Source organism: Proteus alimentorum (assembly GCF_002607735.1).
GTDB lineage: Bacteria > Pseudomonadota > Gammaproteobacteria > Enterobacterales > Enterobacteriaceae > Proteus > Proteus alimentorum.
The window spans coordinates 103,449-120,374 of the sequence record NZ_NBVR01000026.1 but is presented as its reverse complement, the minus strand read 5'-3'; the positions used below and the strand labels follow the sequence as shown (position 1 = coordinate 120,374).

12 protein-coding genes and 1 pseudogene are annotated in these 16,926 nt (G+C 38.5%); 12 read left to right on the top strand and 1 reads right to left on the bottom strand.

Features of this window, described 5'->3' with window-relative positions; translation table 11 throughout:
• Positions 1-27: 27 nt before the first annotated feature.
• The 8 genes and pseudogenes from ihfB to kdsB all read left to right on the top strand — a co-directional run bounded on the left by ihfB (position 28) and on the right by kdsB (position 8,324).
• Positions 28-315, top strand: coding sequence for an integration host factor subunit beta (gene ihfB / locus B6258_RS09140; RefSeq protein ID WP_006537420.1), 288 nt, complete (start codon positions 28-30; stop codon positions 313-315).
• A gap of 428 nt (positions 316-743) precedes the next feature.
• Positions 744-3,121 (top strand): annotated as a pseudogene (locus B6258_RS09135) (DNA internalization-related competence protein ComEC/Rec2).
• A 95-nt stretch (positions 3,122-3,216) separates the two neighbouring features.
• A complete protein-coding gene (locus tag B6258_RS09130; protein ID WP_099074996.1) occupies positions 3,217-3,465 on the top strand; it encodes a hypothetical protein in 249 nt (82 codons plus the stop codon).
• Between the two features lie 36 nt (positions 3,466-3,501).
• On the top strand, positions 3,502-5,247 hold the full coding sequence (msbA, locus tag B6258_RS09125; RefSeq protein WP_420820584.1) for a lipid A ABC transporter ATP-binding protein/permease MsbA: 1,746 nt from the start codon (positions 3,502-3,504) through the stop codon (positions 5,245-5,247).
• Positions 5,244-6,233, top strand: a complete 990-nt coding sequence (lpxK, locus tag B6258_RS09120; RefSeq protein ID WP_099074995.1) for a tetraacyldisaccharide 4'-kinase — start codon at positions 5,244-5,246, stop codon at positions 6,231-6,233. Before msbA ends, lpxK begins: the two co-directional genes overlap by 4 nt.
• A 514-nt stretch (positions 6,234-6,747) precedes the next feature.
• Positions 6,748-6,963 carry a cold-shock protein gene (locus B6258_RS09115; RefSeq protein ID WP_023581324.1) on the top strand — a complete coding sequence of 72 codons (216 nt, stop codon included), beginning with the start codon at positions 6,748-6,750 and terminating at the stop codon, positions 6,961-6,963.
• A gap of 415 nt (positions 6,964-7,378) precedes the next feature.
• Positions 7,379-7,558, top strand: a complete 180-nt coding sequence (locus B6258_RS09110; protein ID WP_004244593.1) for a Trm112 family protein — start codon at positions 7,379-7,381, stop codon at positions 7,556-7,558.
• 4 nt (positions 7,559-7,562) lie between these two features.
• Positions 7,563-8,324, top strand: coding sequence for a 3-deoxy-manno-octulosonate cytidylyltransferase (gene kdsB, locus B6258_RS09105; RefSeq protein WP_099074994.1), 762 nt, complete (start codon positions 7,563-7,565; stop codon positions 8,322-8,324).
• Between the two features lie 84 nt (positions 8,325-8,408).
• On the opposite strand, the gene elyC is transcribed toward kdsB, so the two are convergent.
• Complete coding sequence (gene elyC, locus B6258_RS09100) at positions 8,409-9,239, bottom strand: envelope biogenesis factor ElyC (RefSeq protein WP_099074993.1); 831 nt, start codon at positions 9,237-9,239, stop codon at positions 8,409-8,411.
• Between the two features lie 375 nt (positions 9,240-9,614).
• Between elyC and cmoM the strand changes: the two genes are divergently transcribed.
• Genes cmoM through mukB form a run of 4 tightly spaced genes read left to right on the top strand, consistent with a single transcriptional unit; the run spans position 9,615 to position 16,889 of the window.
• Positions 9,615-10,388, top strand: coding sequence for a tRNA uridine 5-oxyacetic acid(34) methyltransferase CmoM (cmoM, locus tag B6258_RS09095; protein ID WP_099074992.1), 774 nt, complete (start codon positions 9,615-9,617; stop codon positions 10,386-10,388).
• 9 nt (positions 10,389-10,397) lie between these two features.
• Positions 10,398-11,720: a chromosome partition protein MukF gene (gene mukF / locus B6258_RS09090; RefSeq protein ID WP_099074991.1), complete on the top strand. Its 1,323-nt coding sequence runs from the start codon at positions 10,398-10,400 to the stop codon at positions 11,718-11,720.
• Complete coding sequence (gene mukE, locus B6258_RS09085) at positions 11,701-12,432, top strand: chromosome partition protein MukE (protein ID WP_099074990.1); 732 nt, start codon at positions 11,701-11,703, stop codon at positions 12,430-12,432. The genes mukF and mukE overlap by 20 nt, the downstream gene beginning before the upstream one ends.
• The gene (gene mukB, locus B6258_RS09080; RefSeq protein ID WP_099074989.1) at positions 12,429-16,889 is read left to right on the top strand and encodes a chromosome partition protein MukB; all 4,461 of its coding nucleotides are present in this window, start codon (positions 12,429-12,431) and stop codon (positions 16,887-16,889) included. Before mukE ends, mukB begins: the two co-directional genes overlap by 4 nt.
• Positions 16,890-16,926 lie beyond the last annotated feature (37 nt).

Here is a 16,926-nt window from a genome sequence, read left to right as displayed (position 1 = left end):
TATTTATCGGTAGTTTAGGGAGGTAATATGACCAAGTCTGAGTTAATCGAGAGACTTGCAGGCCTACAATCTCATCTTTCGGCTAAGACGGTTGAAGAAGCTGTAAAAGAAATGCTTGATCATATGGCTGATACTTTAGCTGATGGTGAGCGTATCGAAGTCCGCGGATTCGGCAGTTTTTCTCTACACTACCGTGCGCCGCGTACGGGTCGTAACCCGAAGACTGGTGATAAAGTAGATCTGGAAGGTAAATACGTTCCACACTTTAAGCCAGGTAAAGAGTTACGTGACCGTGTAAATATTTATACGGAATAATAACTCCTGTCGAAATGGCACGATGTTAGTTAACTTTCTCAAAAACGGTGCTTAGGTGCCGTTTTTTTATTACCAATTATTATGACTTTTAGTGTGTTTTTTTACTCCTTAATCTTTTTTCCATCTTCCATCTTCCATCTTCCATCTTCCATCTTCCATCTCTAATGCTAAATGATCGATTCGTTCTATTTACTTTATCTCACTAGCTCCTTTCTTCTTTATTACTGTATTCTGCTTTAGTTTTAATTTCTCTATTTAATTACCTATATCACTTAGTTGTTTTATTTTTTACGAGTTGCTTCTCAAAATTTATTGTATGTAACAAGAGATCTTTTTCTTTTTATAAAGTATCGCTAAAAGATGACCTAAAAGCCTTTCTTTAACTAAATGATAACACCATGATATTTAAAGAATGATTGAAGGTAAGGATGCTGAAAATGATTGTATTGAATCGAATGATAAATTTTTTTGAGCTAGGGGCAGTATCAATAAAACGGAGATGCTTTCATTCAACCTATTTTCAAAAACTCTATTTCACAAAGCTAACTTTAGATAAAATTGCTTTGGCAATCATATTAGGTAGCTTACCGTTATTAGTTCAACATACTCTTTTTAGCCAGACAATTTACTCTATTATCATTCTTGTTGCTCTATTTCTATTATTTATTCCTTTTTGCTCATTCCGATTTTTAGCGATATTTCTATTTTTCTGGGTTTATTCAAATATGACCGCATCATCGCTAATGACGAGAACAGAGCAGTTTGCTGATAATATGGCAACACTTGAAACCAAAATTATAGATTATCGTCAGTTAACAGACGGTCATATTATTATCAAAATACCTATTACGAAAAGAACGCTTTTTTCATCGTCTGCTTATGCGAACGTGTATTGGCGAAATCCGCCTAAAAATATCATAGTAGGGCAATATTGGAGGTTTAAAATCCAATTCAGAGCTGTACATAGCTATTTAAATGAAGGTGGGTTTGATAGCCAAAAATATGCTGTTTCTATGAAAGAAACGTTAACGGGTAAAGTGATGACGGCAACGTTTATCCGTGATGATATATCACTGCGTACTCAACTTATTCAGACAATCTCAGCTTATTGGCAAACAGCAAAAAATAAAGGTGAAATTATTGCTTTAGTCTTAGGTGATAAGCGATATATTGAACCTGATAAAAAAGATCTCTATATGAAAACAGGGGTTGCACATTTAATTGTGATATCGGGTTTACATATAGGCTTAGCTGCCTTTTCTGGTTGGGTTCTTGCAAGAGGTATTCAATTTCTTTTTCCTATCAAATGGATTAATCCTCAGTTTCCATTAGTCATAGCTTGGCTATGTGGTGTTTTCTATGCCGCGTTATCAGGTTGGGGAATACCCGCAACAAGAGCTGTTATTGGATTAACCGTTTGGGTTATTTTACATTGGGGGAGCCGATTATTTTTACCTTGGCAATGGGCACTTTGGAGTGCTGCTCTTATTCTTATTGTTGATCCTCTTTCTATTCTTTCAGCCAGTTTCTGGCTTTCATTTTCTGCTGTATTTGCCATTATTTTTTGGTATTGGATGTACCCATTAAAAACTAAATATAATCATCAAAAGAGGTGGTTTATTTTAAGATTGATACATTTACAATTTGGTTTATTAATTATCTTATTACCATTTCAATTATATTTATTTAATGGTGCTAATTTTTTTAGTTTTATCGTTAATTTATGGGCGGTTCCTGTTATTTCTTTTGTTACCGTGCCATTAATAATGTTTGGATTATTGACATTCTTTCTTTCATTTTTACAACCACTCATTTGGCATTGGATTGATCTTTCTATTAATCTTGCTTTTTGGTGTACTCCATTATTTTTACCATTTTGGCAAGAGAGTGGCGCTATTCCTTTATTATTAGGATTTTTGGGGATTGGTATTATTTTAATCATTAAAATGTCATGGTGGTATCATCATTTTATTTGTATTGTGGCTATTGGTACTCTTTTATATTGTGAGTTCGTCACTTCTTCGCGATATCAATGGCGAATGTCTATGCTAGATGTTGGACATGGTTTGGCGATTATTATTGAAAAAGAAGGGGAGGCGATTATTTATGACACTGGAATGCGTTGGAAAAGTGGGGGTTCAATTGCAAAAAGTGTCATTATTCCTTATTTAAGAAATCATCGACTTAAACCGGTTGCATTGATAATTAGCCATGATCATCTTGATCATACGGGGGGATTAAAGATTTAATAAAAACTTATCCTAACTTAAGTATTCGCAGTAGTTTTGACGATCCTTCGCATTTACCGTGTTTAAGCAATAAATCATGGCAGTGGAAAGGGATCCAATTTGATGCATTATGGCCACCGAATAAATTATTCTCCCCGAAGAACAATCAATCCTGTGTGATTAATGTCAGCGATGGTAAATACAATATTCTTTTAACTGGAGATATAGAGAAAGAAGCTGAAGCTCAATTGGTAAAAGTAAAAAAAGATCAACTGAAAGCAGATGTTTTACAAGTCCCTCATCATGGTAGCCAAACATCATCCACATTGATGTTTATCCGAGCAGTATCACCTAAAATTGCTCTCGTTTCGGCTGCTCGTTATAGCCCTTGGCGTTTACCTTCTGATAAAGTACATCATCGCTATAAAAAAGAAGCTATTAATTGGCTAACAACCTCTAATAGTGGGCAAGTTTCTATCGAGTTTAATCAAGATAATATTGATGTATTTACCTATAGACGAGATATTTTACCTCGTTGGTATCATCAGTGGTTTGGTATTTTGGCGTTTACCTTCTGATAAAGTACATCATCGCTATAAAAAAGAAGCTATTAATTGGCTAACAACCTCTAATAGTGGGCAAGTTTCTATCGAGTTTAATCAAGATAATATTGATGTATTTACCTATAGACGAGATATTTTACCTCGTTGGTATCATCAGTGGTTTGGTATTTTGGCGTTTACCTTCTGATAAAGTACATCATCGCTATAAAAAAGAAGCTATTAATTGGCTAACAACCTCTAATAGTGGGCAAGTTTCTATCGAGTTTAATCAAGATAATATTGATGTATTTACCTATAGACGAGATATTTTACCTCGTTGGTATCATCAGTGGTTTGGTATTTTGACGTTTCCCGAGTAGAATGACCGGCTAATTATTAAAAGTTTGGTAATACATATGAATGATATAGATCTATCAACGTGGCAAACATTCCGCCGCTTATGGCCAATGATCCGAATTTTCAAAGCGGGTTTAATCGCGGCTGCAATTGCATTAATTATCAATGCAAGCGTGGATGCCTTTATGATTTCTTTATTAAAACCGCTGCTTGATGAAGGTTTTGGTAAAGCGACAAATGACGTATTAAAATGGATGCCTCTTGCCGTCATTGGGCTGATAGTTCTGCGTGGTATATCTAACTTTGTTTCAAGTTACTGCCTTTCTTGGGTATCAGGAAAAGTGGTAATGAATATGCGTCGCCGACTGTTTTCTCATATTATGGGAATGCCAGTGAGCTTTTTTGATCAGCAATCAACAGGGACTTTACTCTCCCGTATCACCTATGATTCAGAACAAGTTGCCTCTTCATCATCAGGTGCATTAATCACTGTTGTACGTGAAGGCGCTTATATCATCGGACTATTTGGTTTGATGTTTTACTATAGCTGGCAATTATCCCTGATCCTTATCGTTATCGCACCTATTGTGGCTGTTGTTATCCGTTTGGTATCGACTCGTTTTAGAATTATCAGTAAACGGATCCAAAATAGCATGGGACAAGTGACAACTAGCGCAGAACAAATGCTAAAAGGGCATAAAGAAGTTCTGATTTTTAATGGTCAAGAAGTTGAAAATAAACGCTTTAATCATGTGAGCAATCATATTCGCCGTCAAGGTATGCGTATGGTTGTCGCATCGTCAATTTCAGATCCTATTATTCAGTTGATTGCTTCTTTCGCATTAGCATTTGTCCTGTATGCAGCAAGTTTCCCTGAAATTATGGATACATTAACAGCGGGTACAATCACTGTTGTCTTCTCCTCAATGGTTGCATTAATGCGTCCGTTGAAATCACTAACTAACGTGAATGCTCAGTTTCAGCGTGGTATGGCTGCTTGTCAGACGCTATTTGCTATCCTCGATATGGAGCAAGAAAAAGACACGGGTAAGCTTGAACTGAAAAAACCAACTGGTGATATTGAGTTTCGTAATGTGACTTTCCAATATGTCACGAAAGATACACCAGCACTGAAAAACATGTCATTTACTATCCCTGAAGGGAAAACCGTTGCATTAGTTGGTCGTTCAGGTTCAGGTAAGTCTACGATTGCAAACTTGATCACTCGTTTTTATGACATTAATGAAGGCGAGATATTGATTAATGGTCATGATATTCGGGAATACACCTTGAAATCTTTGCGTAACCAAGTTGCTTTGGTTTCTCAAAATGTGCATCTTTTTAATGAAACGGTGGCAAACAATATCGTCTACGCTTGTGAAGATCAGTATACCCGTGAAGATATTGAAAAAGCAGCGAAAATGGCACATGCGATGGATTTTATCCAAAAAATGGATAAAGGTTTAGATACTGAAATTGGTGAAAATGGCGTGTTACTTTCAGGTGGACAACGTCAGCGTATTGCAATTGCAAGAGCGTTATTACGAGATTCACCAATTCTTATTCTTGATGAAGCAACATCAGCACTAGATACAGAATCTGAGCGTGCTATCCAGTCAGCACTTGATGAACTACAGAAGAACAGAACCTCTTTAGTGATTGCTCACCGCTTATCAACTATTGAAAAAGCGGATGAAATATTAGTTATTGAAGATGGTGAAATTGTTGAACGTGGCGCACACCTTGATTTGATTGAGAAACAAGGTATTTATGCACAACTTCACAGGATGCAATTTGGCAAATGATTGAACGGATTTGGTCTGGTAAATCTTGGTTTTATATCCTATTGCTTCCATTCTCATGGTTGTATGGTGCTATCACACTGTTAAGGCGTTTTGCATATCAGAAAGGATGGTTAGCATCATGGAAAGCCCCTGTTCCTGTTGTGATTGTTGGCAATTTAACCGCAGGTGGGAATGGCAAAACACCTGTTGTGATATGGCTTGTTGAGCAATTAATACAGCAAGGGTTTAAACCAGGTGTCGTATCTCGTGGTTACGGCGGCAAATCAGACCATTATCCATTACTTTTGACATCTAATACGACACCTGCCATGGCAGGTGATGAACCTGTATTGATTCATCATCGAACAACAGCGCCTGTTGCGGTTGCACCGAATCGACGAGATGCAGTAAAAGCGTTATTAGCTCAATATGAGATTGATGTGATCATCACTGACGATGGTTTACAGCATTATGCATTACAGCGTGATTATGAAATTGTTGTCATTGATGGTCAGCGTCGGTTTGGTAATGGTTGGTGGTTACCAGCAGGCCCTATGCGAGAGCGTGCACAGCGCTTAAATTCAGTAGATGCAATTATCGTTAATGGCGGAATAAGCCAAGATAACGAGATAGGCATGGTGCTGGAAGGTGATATTGTGGTTAATCTTAAAACGGGGGAAAAGAAATCAGTTCAGCAAATTAAAAAGGCTGTTGCTATCGCTGGAATTGGTCATCCTCCTCGATTTTTTAATTCGTTGCATGAAAAAGGGATAGCGTTAATCACAACAAAAGCATTTAGTGATCATAGTGATTATAGTGCTCAAGAATTACAGGATCTAACACCTGATTTAGAACCCCTTATTATGACAGAAAAGGATGCGGTTAAATGCCAGCATTTTGCACAAGACAATTGGTGGTATTTACCCGTTAGCGCTAAATTAAATAGTCAATCTGTGCTAAAACAAGTCAGCAATTTAATTTACGGCTCGAAAAAAACTTGTATCTGATCTGAAACAATGATATTTATAGTGGAAATCAGGATAGCGTTACATAAAAGATTACCTACCTACAGTTGCATATCGCTTTTGTCGTAGTTCAATTTAACTCGCCAATACCCTATCTACTCAAAAGCCTTGTGTGGAGAGTTTGTGGATCTTGAATGTAGAGTTAATATTTTGTGCAGTAAATAGCGTCGGCTTTTGTGTACAAAGAATGATAAAAACCATTTTTGATGGCGACTAATTATCTCTATATTCGGTTATCTTTTTTATCAGTGCGCAATAAATATCAACATGTCATCTTTTTGTCATGTTGATACTGTAAATATTTATTGAGCTTTATGATATTTATTAGGTTTAGCTATCACGATTTTGAACATTTATATTGAATAATAAAATGCACTACTTAAATTAATGTGTTCAGAATTTAATTGGGGTTTTATATAAGAAGACTTAATAAAAAGTAGGATGCATTTGTATAGAAAAATAAAACTATACAAAGAACAAAAGGAGTTTATCTATCATGACATTACAATTAAGAATGGGTCGCGTAAAATGGTTTGACAATAACAAAGGTTATGGTCTTATTGTTGCAAGAGATATTGAACAAGAAGTTTATGTCAATAAAAAAGCGATTGCCAATACAAAAAATAAAGCATTAACAGAAGGTCAAGACGTTGAATTTTCTGTTATCAGAACAGCAGCAGGTTTAGAAGCCGCTGATGTTATCGGGTTTTAAATAAGGCTTAGCCTTGTTAAAGATGTAGATAAAACGATAGTTTAGCATTGAGATTAAATTATCGTTTATGCCTATTTTTAGGTGGGTAAGCGAAAATAGCTTACCACTAAGCTGAATAAGTAATATAAAAGAGTCGTTTCGTTAATTAGAATGCAATAAAGATAATAAAAAGGTTAAATTATTATCAATAAAAGCTGAATGTAATTCTTTATTAATGATGTTGCATACTCAACGATAAAAAGCCACATTAATGTGGCTTTTTTGTTGCTTATAGTAAAACAGAAAATAATAAATTTATTAATAACGAAAATAATTTTCGAATTATCACTAAACGAGAGGCTTTGAGTATTAACGCTGATCCTTCCTTATGATATCCTTTCGCCATATAAAATGATTAACCCTTGAGAGGGACAAAATGGATCACCGCTTACTTGAAATTATTGCTTGCCCAGTTTGCCACGGCAAACTTATCTTTGATAAAGAAAATTCAGAGCTTATCTGCAAAATTGATCATTTAGCTTATCCTGTTCGTGACAATATTCCCGTTCTTCTGGAGAATGAAGCAAGAGAATTATCACTAGAAGAGGAAAAGTAACTTCATGTTCACGGTCATTATCCCTGGTCGATATGCATCGACCCGTTTACCGGGTAAACCCCTCGCGGATATTCATGGCAAACCTATGATTGTTCGTGTAATGGAACAGGCTATGCGCTCTGGTGCAAACCGTGTCATTGTCGCAACTGATAACTTAGATGTTGTCGCAGCAGTTGAAAAAGCGGGCGGGGAAGCGTGTATGACTCGCGAAGATCACCATTCTGGGACAGAACGTTTAGCTGAAGTCATTGAAAAATATCAATTTGCAGATGATGAAATCATCGTTAACGTACAAGGTGATGAGCCTCTTATTCCTCCCGCCATTATTACTCAAGTAGCCGAAAATTTGGCGAGTTGTGGGGCAGGAATGGCAACATTAGCGGTGCCTATTGTTGACTCAAAAGAAGCTTTTAACCCTAATGCAGTGAAAGTCGTGATGGATGCAAAAGGTTTCGCACTTTATTTTTCTCGTGCAACCATTCCTTGGGAAAGAGACCGTTTTAATTTATCTCATGATGAAATTGGTGAGCATTATCTACGCCATATTGGCATTTATGCTTATCGTGCAGGCTTTATACGTCGATATATTACTTGGGAGCCAAGCCCATTAGAATCTATTGAAATGTTAGAGCAACTGCGTGTGCTGTGGTATGGCGAAAAAATCCATGTTGCAAAAGCATTAGAAGTTCCTGGTGTCGGTGTTGATACACAAGATGATCTGATTGCAGCTAGAGCTGCCTATCGAGCGCTTAACCAAGAATTTTAATCTTTAAGCGACAACAAATAACCCCAGCGGCACTTAATTTTATTTAAGTGCCGTTTTTGTATCAGTTAGCAAAGATATTTTTAATTATTGGTTTTTTTCTTTATCAGATTGAAGATCTTCATTTTCAGGAATAGTGGCAGGTTGTCCAGCAGGTTTTACGGATTGCCACATCGACCCTAAAAACTCATACCATGCACGTTCACTGTGTTGAAAATAAGTGGCGGAGGGAAAATATTTCTCCCAAGAATGTAACGGTGATGTGATAGCCAATTGGTTAGCTGGCGCAACGATAGGTTTCATACCTCGTGCTAAAAAGAAACGTTCAGCGCGTGCTAAATGGTTGGCAGATGTCACAAGTAAAAATGGTTTTTTACCAATTAATTTATCAACTTCATAGGCTTCTTCTTCAGTATCTTTCGGTGTTGATAATGCGATAGTTTTCTCAGCAGGTACACCTAAAGATTGTGCCACCTGAGCTGCTACCTCTGCACTACTTATCTGGTTAACACCTGCCCCCCCTGTAAAAATCAGTATCGCATTAGGATTGCGATAATAAAGCCTGACACCTTCAGCAACACGAAACAAACTATTATTAAGAAGATTAGAACTTGGTGCCCATTCTGGGTTATAAGTAAATCCACCCCCCAAAACAACAATATAGTTCACATCTTGTTGCGAATTTTCTCGTAATTCATAACGAGCTTGATACTCTTTTTCACTTGGCATTAATAGTGTATCGGCAACAGGCTGTATGCCTAAAATAGTTAACAGAATAAGCACAACTGTGAGTAGGCTTTTTCCGGTTTTTTGCCAACGCGTAAACCAAAGTAGTGCTAATGCGAAAAAGGCAATTAATAAGAGCAAAGGCAAGGGCATCAGGAAGCCGGCAACATATTTTTTGAGCAAAAACAGCATAAATCATCCTAGATTGAGTGAAATACATGCAATTGATAGCGAAAGCTTAGTGAAAACTAGGGGAATTCCAAGACGTTGTGTCAAAATAGCTAACACAACAACGTTTCACTAAGTTTTCATCAATAGAAATAAAGAACCGTTTAATTATTTATAAAACGATAAACGTTTGAACGTTAATTTTTTCATTAATAAGCGTTATATTTATACTGCGCTTTGCGAATAGTCTGATTCATGACTTATTTCTTTAGAGAAAACAGTCAGTATCATAGAACACTGGTAAAATTGCCGTCTTTATTTATGTACAGTGTCTCATATTTTTGAATTTATCAGAACGCAAAGAGCGCAAGTAGTAAGTTGTTATCATGAGGCGTTTTAATGTCAGATCGTAATTTTGACGATATTGCAGATAAATTCTCCCGCAATATCTATGGCACAACAAAGGGTAAAATACGTCAAGCGGTGATTTGGGAAGATTTACAACAATTATTGACCCTCTTACCTAACCGGAGTTTGCGTATTTTAGATGCAGGTGGAGGCGAAGGTTATTTCTCTCGTCAGCTTGCTAAATTAGGACATCAAATTATCTTATGTGATTTATCACAAGAGATGCTTAATCGCGCGCAAGAGGCTGCGATTGAAGAAGGTGTTGTCGAGAACATGACGTTTATTTGTTGTGCCGCTCAAGAGATTAAAGAGCATATAGATGAAGGGGTTGACTTAATTCTATTTCATGCAGTATTGGAATGGATCACGGATCAGAAAGACGCCGTAAATGTTCTTACCGATATGTTGCTACCTAATGGTATCTTATCGCTGATGTTTTACAATGCGAATGGTATTGTCATGAGAAATGCGATTTTAGGAAATTTTCATCTGGCAAATCCAGAGATCCCACGTAGAAGAAAAAAATCGCTATCACCTCAAAATCCATTACAACCAGAAGATGTTTATCAGTGGTTAGATGCATTTTCGATGACAATATTAGGAAAAACCGGTGTCCGCGTTTTCCATGATTATTTGCAAAGTCGCCAGTTGCAAAATAAAGATTTTCCATCGTTGCTTGCATTAGAGCAACGATATTGTCGGCAAGAGCCCTATATCAGTCTGGGGCGTTACATTCATGTCATGGCACAAAAGCGTGTAAATTAAGGATGTACTATGAGTGATTTTACCCAGACCGTTCCTGAGTTAGTGTCTTGGGCGAGAAAAAATGATTTCTCAATCTCACTGCCACCAGAAAGATTAGCTTTTTTGATGGCTGTCGCTGTATTAAACAGCGAGCGCCTTGATGGCGAAATCAGTGAAGGGGAGTTAATTGATGCCTTTAGGGAAGTGTGTAAAGGCTTCGAACAACCTGCAGAATCAATACAAGTTCGCGCGAACAATGCCATTAATGACATGGTAAAGCAGCGACTTTTTAACCGTTTTACCAGTGAATTGGTAGAAGGTAATGCAATATACCGTTTAACCCCGTTGGGGATCGGAATTAGTGATTACTATATTCGCCAACGTGAATTTTCATCATTGCGCTTATCTATGCAACTTTCTATTGTGGCAAGCGAGCTTGATTCAGCGGCTAGCTCTGCTGAGGACGGCGGTGATGAATATCATTGGCATCGTAATGTTTTCGCACCTCTAAAATATTCAGTGGCGGAAATTTTCGATAGCATTGATTTGTCTCAGCGAATTATGGATGAGCAGCAAAATACAGTAAAAGAAGATATTGCTGCGTTATTAAATCAAGATTGGCAAGCGGCTATTTCAAACTGTGAACAGTTGCTATCTGAAACCTCGGGTACATTAAGAGAGCTGCAAGATACGCTTGAAGCCGCCGGTGATAAACTTCAAGCCAATCTCTTACGTATTCAAGAAGCAAACATGAATACGGGCCATGTTGAGCAAATAGATACCTTAGTGTTTGAACTTCAAAGTAAGTTAGACCGCATTATTAGTTGGGGTCAGCAATCTATTGATTTATGGATTGGTTACGATAGACATGTTCATAAATTTATTCGTACAGCGATTGATATGGATAAAAACCGTATTTTCTCTCGCCGCTTACGTCAATCCGTACAAAACTATTTCGACAGCCCATGGGCATTAACTTACGCTAATGCTGATCGGTTGTTTGATATGCGTGATGAAGAGCTGACTCTACGTGATGAAGAAGTCACGGGTGAGTTACCCGAAGAGCTTGAATATCAAATGTTCAGTGAAGTGAACGAACAGATAGCGCAATGGGTAGAGCAAGAGCTTGCTTCTTACAAATTAGAACAACGAGCATTAGATCTCAGTTCAGTGTTAGTTGAATACCTTAATCGTTATCCGCAACAGAAACATTTTGATGTTGCACGTATTGTTATTGATCAAGCAGTACGATTAGGTGTAGCGAAAGCTGAGCTCGCAGGATTACCTGCAAAATGGTCAGAAATTAACGAATATGGAGCTAAGGTACAAGCGCATGTCATCGATACATACTGAACAATTTATGCCAGTAAAACTGGCGCAGGCATTAGCGAACTCACTTTTTCCTGAACTGGATAGCCAGTTACGTGCAGGTCGACATATCGGTATAGATTCTCTGGATAATCATGCTTTTTTGATGGATTTCCAAGATGAGTTAACAGACTTTTATGCGCGTTATAACGTCGAGCTAATTAGAGCGCCAGAAGGCTTTTTCTATTTGCGACCGCGTTCAACCACACTTATTCCACGTTCTGTCCTCTCTGAAATGGATATGCTGGTGGGGAAAATTCTTTGTTATCTCTATCTTAGCCCTGAACGATTAGCGAATCAGGGAATATTCACCGTTCAAGAGCTATTCGATGAATTAAGAACATTAGCGGATGAAACCAAACTTTTACGTTTAGTGAATCAACGCTCAACGGGGTCTGATCTTGATTTGCAAAAATTACAAGAAAAAATGAGAACCTCTTTAAATCGTTTACGTCGTTTAGGCATGATTTCATTCTTATTAAATGATATGCAGCGTTTTTCGATCACGGAATCTGTTTTCCGTTTTGGCGCAGATGTACGCAGTGGCGATTCTCCACTTGAGGCGCAAATGCGAATGATCCGAGATGGTGAAGCAATGGCGCTTGAAGATAGCTCAGAAGCACTTAACGATGATGAAGAAAATGAAGATGAGCAATTACAATCCAGTGAAGATGACGCGGAGGGAGAAAATAAATGATTGAACGGGGAAAATTTCGCTCATTAACACTTATCAACTGGAATGGGTTTTTTGCTCGTACTTTTGATTTAGATGAGTTGGTGACTACGTTATCAGGGGGGAATGGTGCGGGTAAATCAACCACTATGGCTGCATTTATCACAGCTATGATCCCTGATCTTACTTTACTTCATTTCCGTAATACCACAGAAGCAGGATCGACAAGTGGATCTCGTGATAAAGGATTATACGGGAAACTACGTCCTGGTGTGTGTTATGCCGTCTTAGATGTGATCAACTCGCGCCACTTACGTGCTGTAGTGGGTGTTCGTTTACAGCAAATTGCAGGGCGTGATAAAAAAGTTGATATCAAACCCTTTATGATCCAAGGGTTGCCAATGGCAGAAAACCCAACAGAAATTTTGACGCAAGCTGTTGCAGATCGCCAAGCTCGTGTTTTACCGCTTAATGAATTAAAAGAAAAAGTTGAAGCGATTGATGGGGTTGTTTTTAGACAATTTAACTCTATCACTGATTTCCATGCGGTGATGTTTGATTTAGGGGTTATTCCTAAACGTTTACGTTCAGCAAGTGATCGTGCCAAATTCTATCGTTTAATTGAAGCCTCATTGTATGGCGGTATTTCAAGTGCGATTACCCGCTCTTTACGTGATTACTTACTCCCTGAAAATAGTGGTGTAAGAAAAGCGTTCCAAGATATGGAAGGTGCATTACGTGAAAACCGAATGACACTTGAAGCTATTCGTGTCACTCAATCTGATCGTGATTTATTTAAGCACTTAATTACAGAAGCGACATCGTATGTTGCCGCTGACTATATGCGTCATGCTAATGAACGACGCGTTCATCTTGATGAAGCTTTAACCGTGCGTCGTGAGTTATGGTGTCAGCGTAAATCAATTAATAACGAAGCGTATCGCTTTGTTGAGATGGGTAAAGAGTTAGCAGAGCAACAGGCGCTATCTTCTGATCTTGAAGCGGATTATCAAGCGGCAAGCGACCGACTAAACTTAGTGCAAAATGCGGTTCGCCAACAAGAAAAAATTGACCGCTATGTTGCTGATGTGGAAGAAATCACTTTCCGCTTAGAAGAACAAAGCGAAGTGGTTGAAGAAGCCGTATCTAAGAAAGAAGAGCTTGAAGAACGTGTAGGAGCCGCAGAAGAAGAAGTCGATGAACTGAAAAATCAGTTAGCAGATTATCAGCAAGCATTAGATGTACAACAGACACGCGCTATCCAATATCGCCAAGCTGTGCAGGCTTTAGAGCGTGCTAAAGCACAATGTGATATTGCGGATTTAGACGAAATTAATGCAGAGCAGTGGGCTGAACGGATCCAAGCAAAAATCCAAACCATTACACATTCATTGCTTTCTATGGAGCAGAAACTCAATGTTTCTGAAGCGGCGAAAACGCAATTTGATCAAGCCTATAAACTGGTGAGTTCAATTGTCGGTGAGGTTGAACGTCAAAACGCATGGGATGCAGCAAAAACGGCATTACGTGAATGGTCTTCCCATCGACATCAAGCGGATAGGGTTCATCCTATTCGTATGCAGTTGGCTGAATTAGAACAGCGTTTACATCAACGAAATAATGCAGAACGTCAACTTGAAGAATTTAATAAACATCATGGCAAATCAATGGAGCCAGATGACCTATTAATTCTACAAGATGAGTTAGAAGCTAAAATTGAAGAGCTGAGCGATTATGTTAACGAGTCTGGCGAACACCGCATGCAAATGCGCCAAGAGCTGGATCAACTTAAACAACAAATCGAAAAGCTGAAAAAACAAGCACCAGCATGGATTGCGGCACAAGATGCGTTAACACAATTATGTGAACAGACCCGCCAATCTTTTGAAACGGGTCATCAAGTAACAGAATATATGCAACAGTTACTTGAAAAAGAGCGTGAAGCAACAGTATTACGTGATGAAACTGCAACTCGCAAACAACAGATTGAAGCGCAAATTGAACGTTTAAGTCAGCCAAGTGGTGCTGAAGATGGGCGATTAATTACGTTAGCGGAACGTTTTAATGGTGTTTTATTATCAGAAATTTATGATGATATTACGTTAGACGATGCGCCTTATTTCTCTGCATTATATGGTCCAGCACGCCATGCGATTGTTGTTCAAGATCTCTCTTTGGTTCAGGAACAATTAGAAACGTTAGAAGATTGCCCTGAAGATCTCTATTTTATCGAAGGCGATCCACAATCTTTCGATGACAGTGTATTTAATGCACAAGAGATGGATAAAGCCGTTCTTATCAAGAGTACTGATAGACAATGGCGTTATTCTCGCTACCCTGAAATTCCGCTTTTTGGTCGTGCTGCGCGTGAAAATCAATTAGAAATTTTATCGCGTCAGCGTGATGAGCTTTCTGAGCTTTACGCAACACAAGCTTTTGATGTACAGAAGATCCAACGTGCTCACCATGCCTTTAGTCAGTTTGTGGGACAACATATTTCTGTGGCATTTGAGGCTGATCCTGAAGAGAATATTCGTCAGCTTAACCAACGACGTACTGAGTTAGAAAGAGCGTTAGCACAATACGAAGAGAGTACTCAGCAACAGCGTCAACATTATGCGCGTGCGAAAGAATCGCTAAATCTTCTTAATAAACTTATTCCTCAAGTTAATATCTTGATGGATGAAACACTGATTGATCGTGTGGAAGAGTTACGTGAAGAGCTGTACGCCGCAGAAGAGTCAATGCGTCATTTACAGCGTCACGAAAAATCATTAGCAGCATTAGAGCCTATCGCTTCAATCTTACAAAGTGATCCACAAGCGCATGAGCAATTAGCGCAAGATTATGAGCAAGCAAAAGCAGAACAGCAACGTTATCAGCAACAGGCTTTCTTGCTGGTGGAAGTGGTACAGCGTCGCCCTCACTTTAGTTATAGTGATGCCGTTGAGATTGTGAGTGAAAATAGTGATCTTAACGAGAAACTACGTCACCGTTTAGAGATGGCTGAAACAGAACGTGCTACGGCAAGAGATCTCTATCGTCAACAACAAGCTCAATGTGCTCAATTTAATCAAGTGCTTGCATCATTAAAAAGCTCCTTTGACACTAAATCTGAATTACTCAGAGAACTTGAGCAAGAGATGCGAGATACAGGGATCCATATTGATATTGGTGCAGAGGCCAGAGCTAAAGAGCTTCGTGATCAGCGCTATTCTGCGGTAAGTGCAAATCGTACGCGTATTAGTCAACTTGAGCGAGATATCGCATTGAGTGAAGCTGAGCGCGATAATCTCACCAAAAAAATTCGTAAACTTGAACGTGACTACATTCAAATTCGTGAGCATGTTGTGAGTGCAAAAGCGGGTTGGTGTGCAGTTATGCGATTAGTGAAAGAAAATGGTATGGAGCGTCGTTTACACCGACGCGACTTTGCTTATCTTTCTGCTGATGAATTACGCTCAATGTCGGATAAAGCGTTAGGTGCTTTACGCCAAGCGGTTGCTGATAATGAATATTTACGTGATGCGTTACGTCGCTCAGAAGATGCAAAATATCCTGATCGTAAAGTTCAGTTCTTTATTGCGGTATACCAGCATTTAAGAGAACGTATTCGTCAAGACATCATTAAAACCGATGATCCGGTTGATGCAATTGAACAGATGGAAATCGAACTTGCTCGCTTAACTGAAGAATTAACTAGCCGTGAGCAAAAATTAGCGATTAGTTCACGAAGTGTCGCGAATATTATTCGTAAAACTATTCAGCGTGAGCAAAATCGTATCCGTATGTTAAACCAAGGTTTGCAAGCGGTTTCATTTGGTCAGGTGCGTGGTGTCCGACTCAACGTCAATATTCGTGAAAGTCATCAAGTGTTATTGGATGTGTTATCTGAAGAAGATAACCAGTATCAAGATTTATTTAAAAACCAAAACCTGACTTTCTCTGAAGCAATGGCGAAGCTTTATCAGCGTTTAAACCCTCAAGTGGACATTGGTCAACGTATGCCACAAACCGTGGGTGAAGAGCTGTTAGATTACCGTAATTACCTTGAAATGGATGTTGAAGTCAATCGTGGACCAGAAGGTTGGTTAAAAGCAGAAAGTGGTGCTTTATCAACAGGTGAAGCGATTGGTACGGGGATGTCAATTCTGGTGATGGTGGTACAAAGCTGGGAAGAAGAATCACGACGCTTAAGAGGAAAAGATATTTCTCCTTGTCGTTTACTCTTCCTCGATGAAGCGGCGCGTTTAGATGCGAAATCTATTGCGACGTTATTTGAGCTTTGCGACCGTCTTGATATGCAGTTAATTATTGCGGCACCAGAAAATATTAGCCCAGAAAAAGGAACAACCTATAAATTAGTACGTAAAGTGTTCAATGGTACAGAACATGTACATGTTGTTGGGTTAAAAGGTTTTGGTCAACAGGCTGAAAAAGATAAAATTGCATCATCAAATGTTGCTGAAATAACAGAATAACTTTATTCCATTCTCAGCCCGATAGGGCAAGAATAAA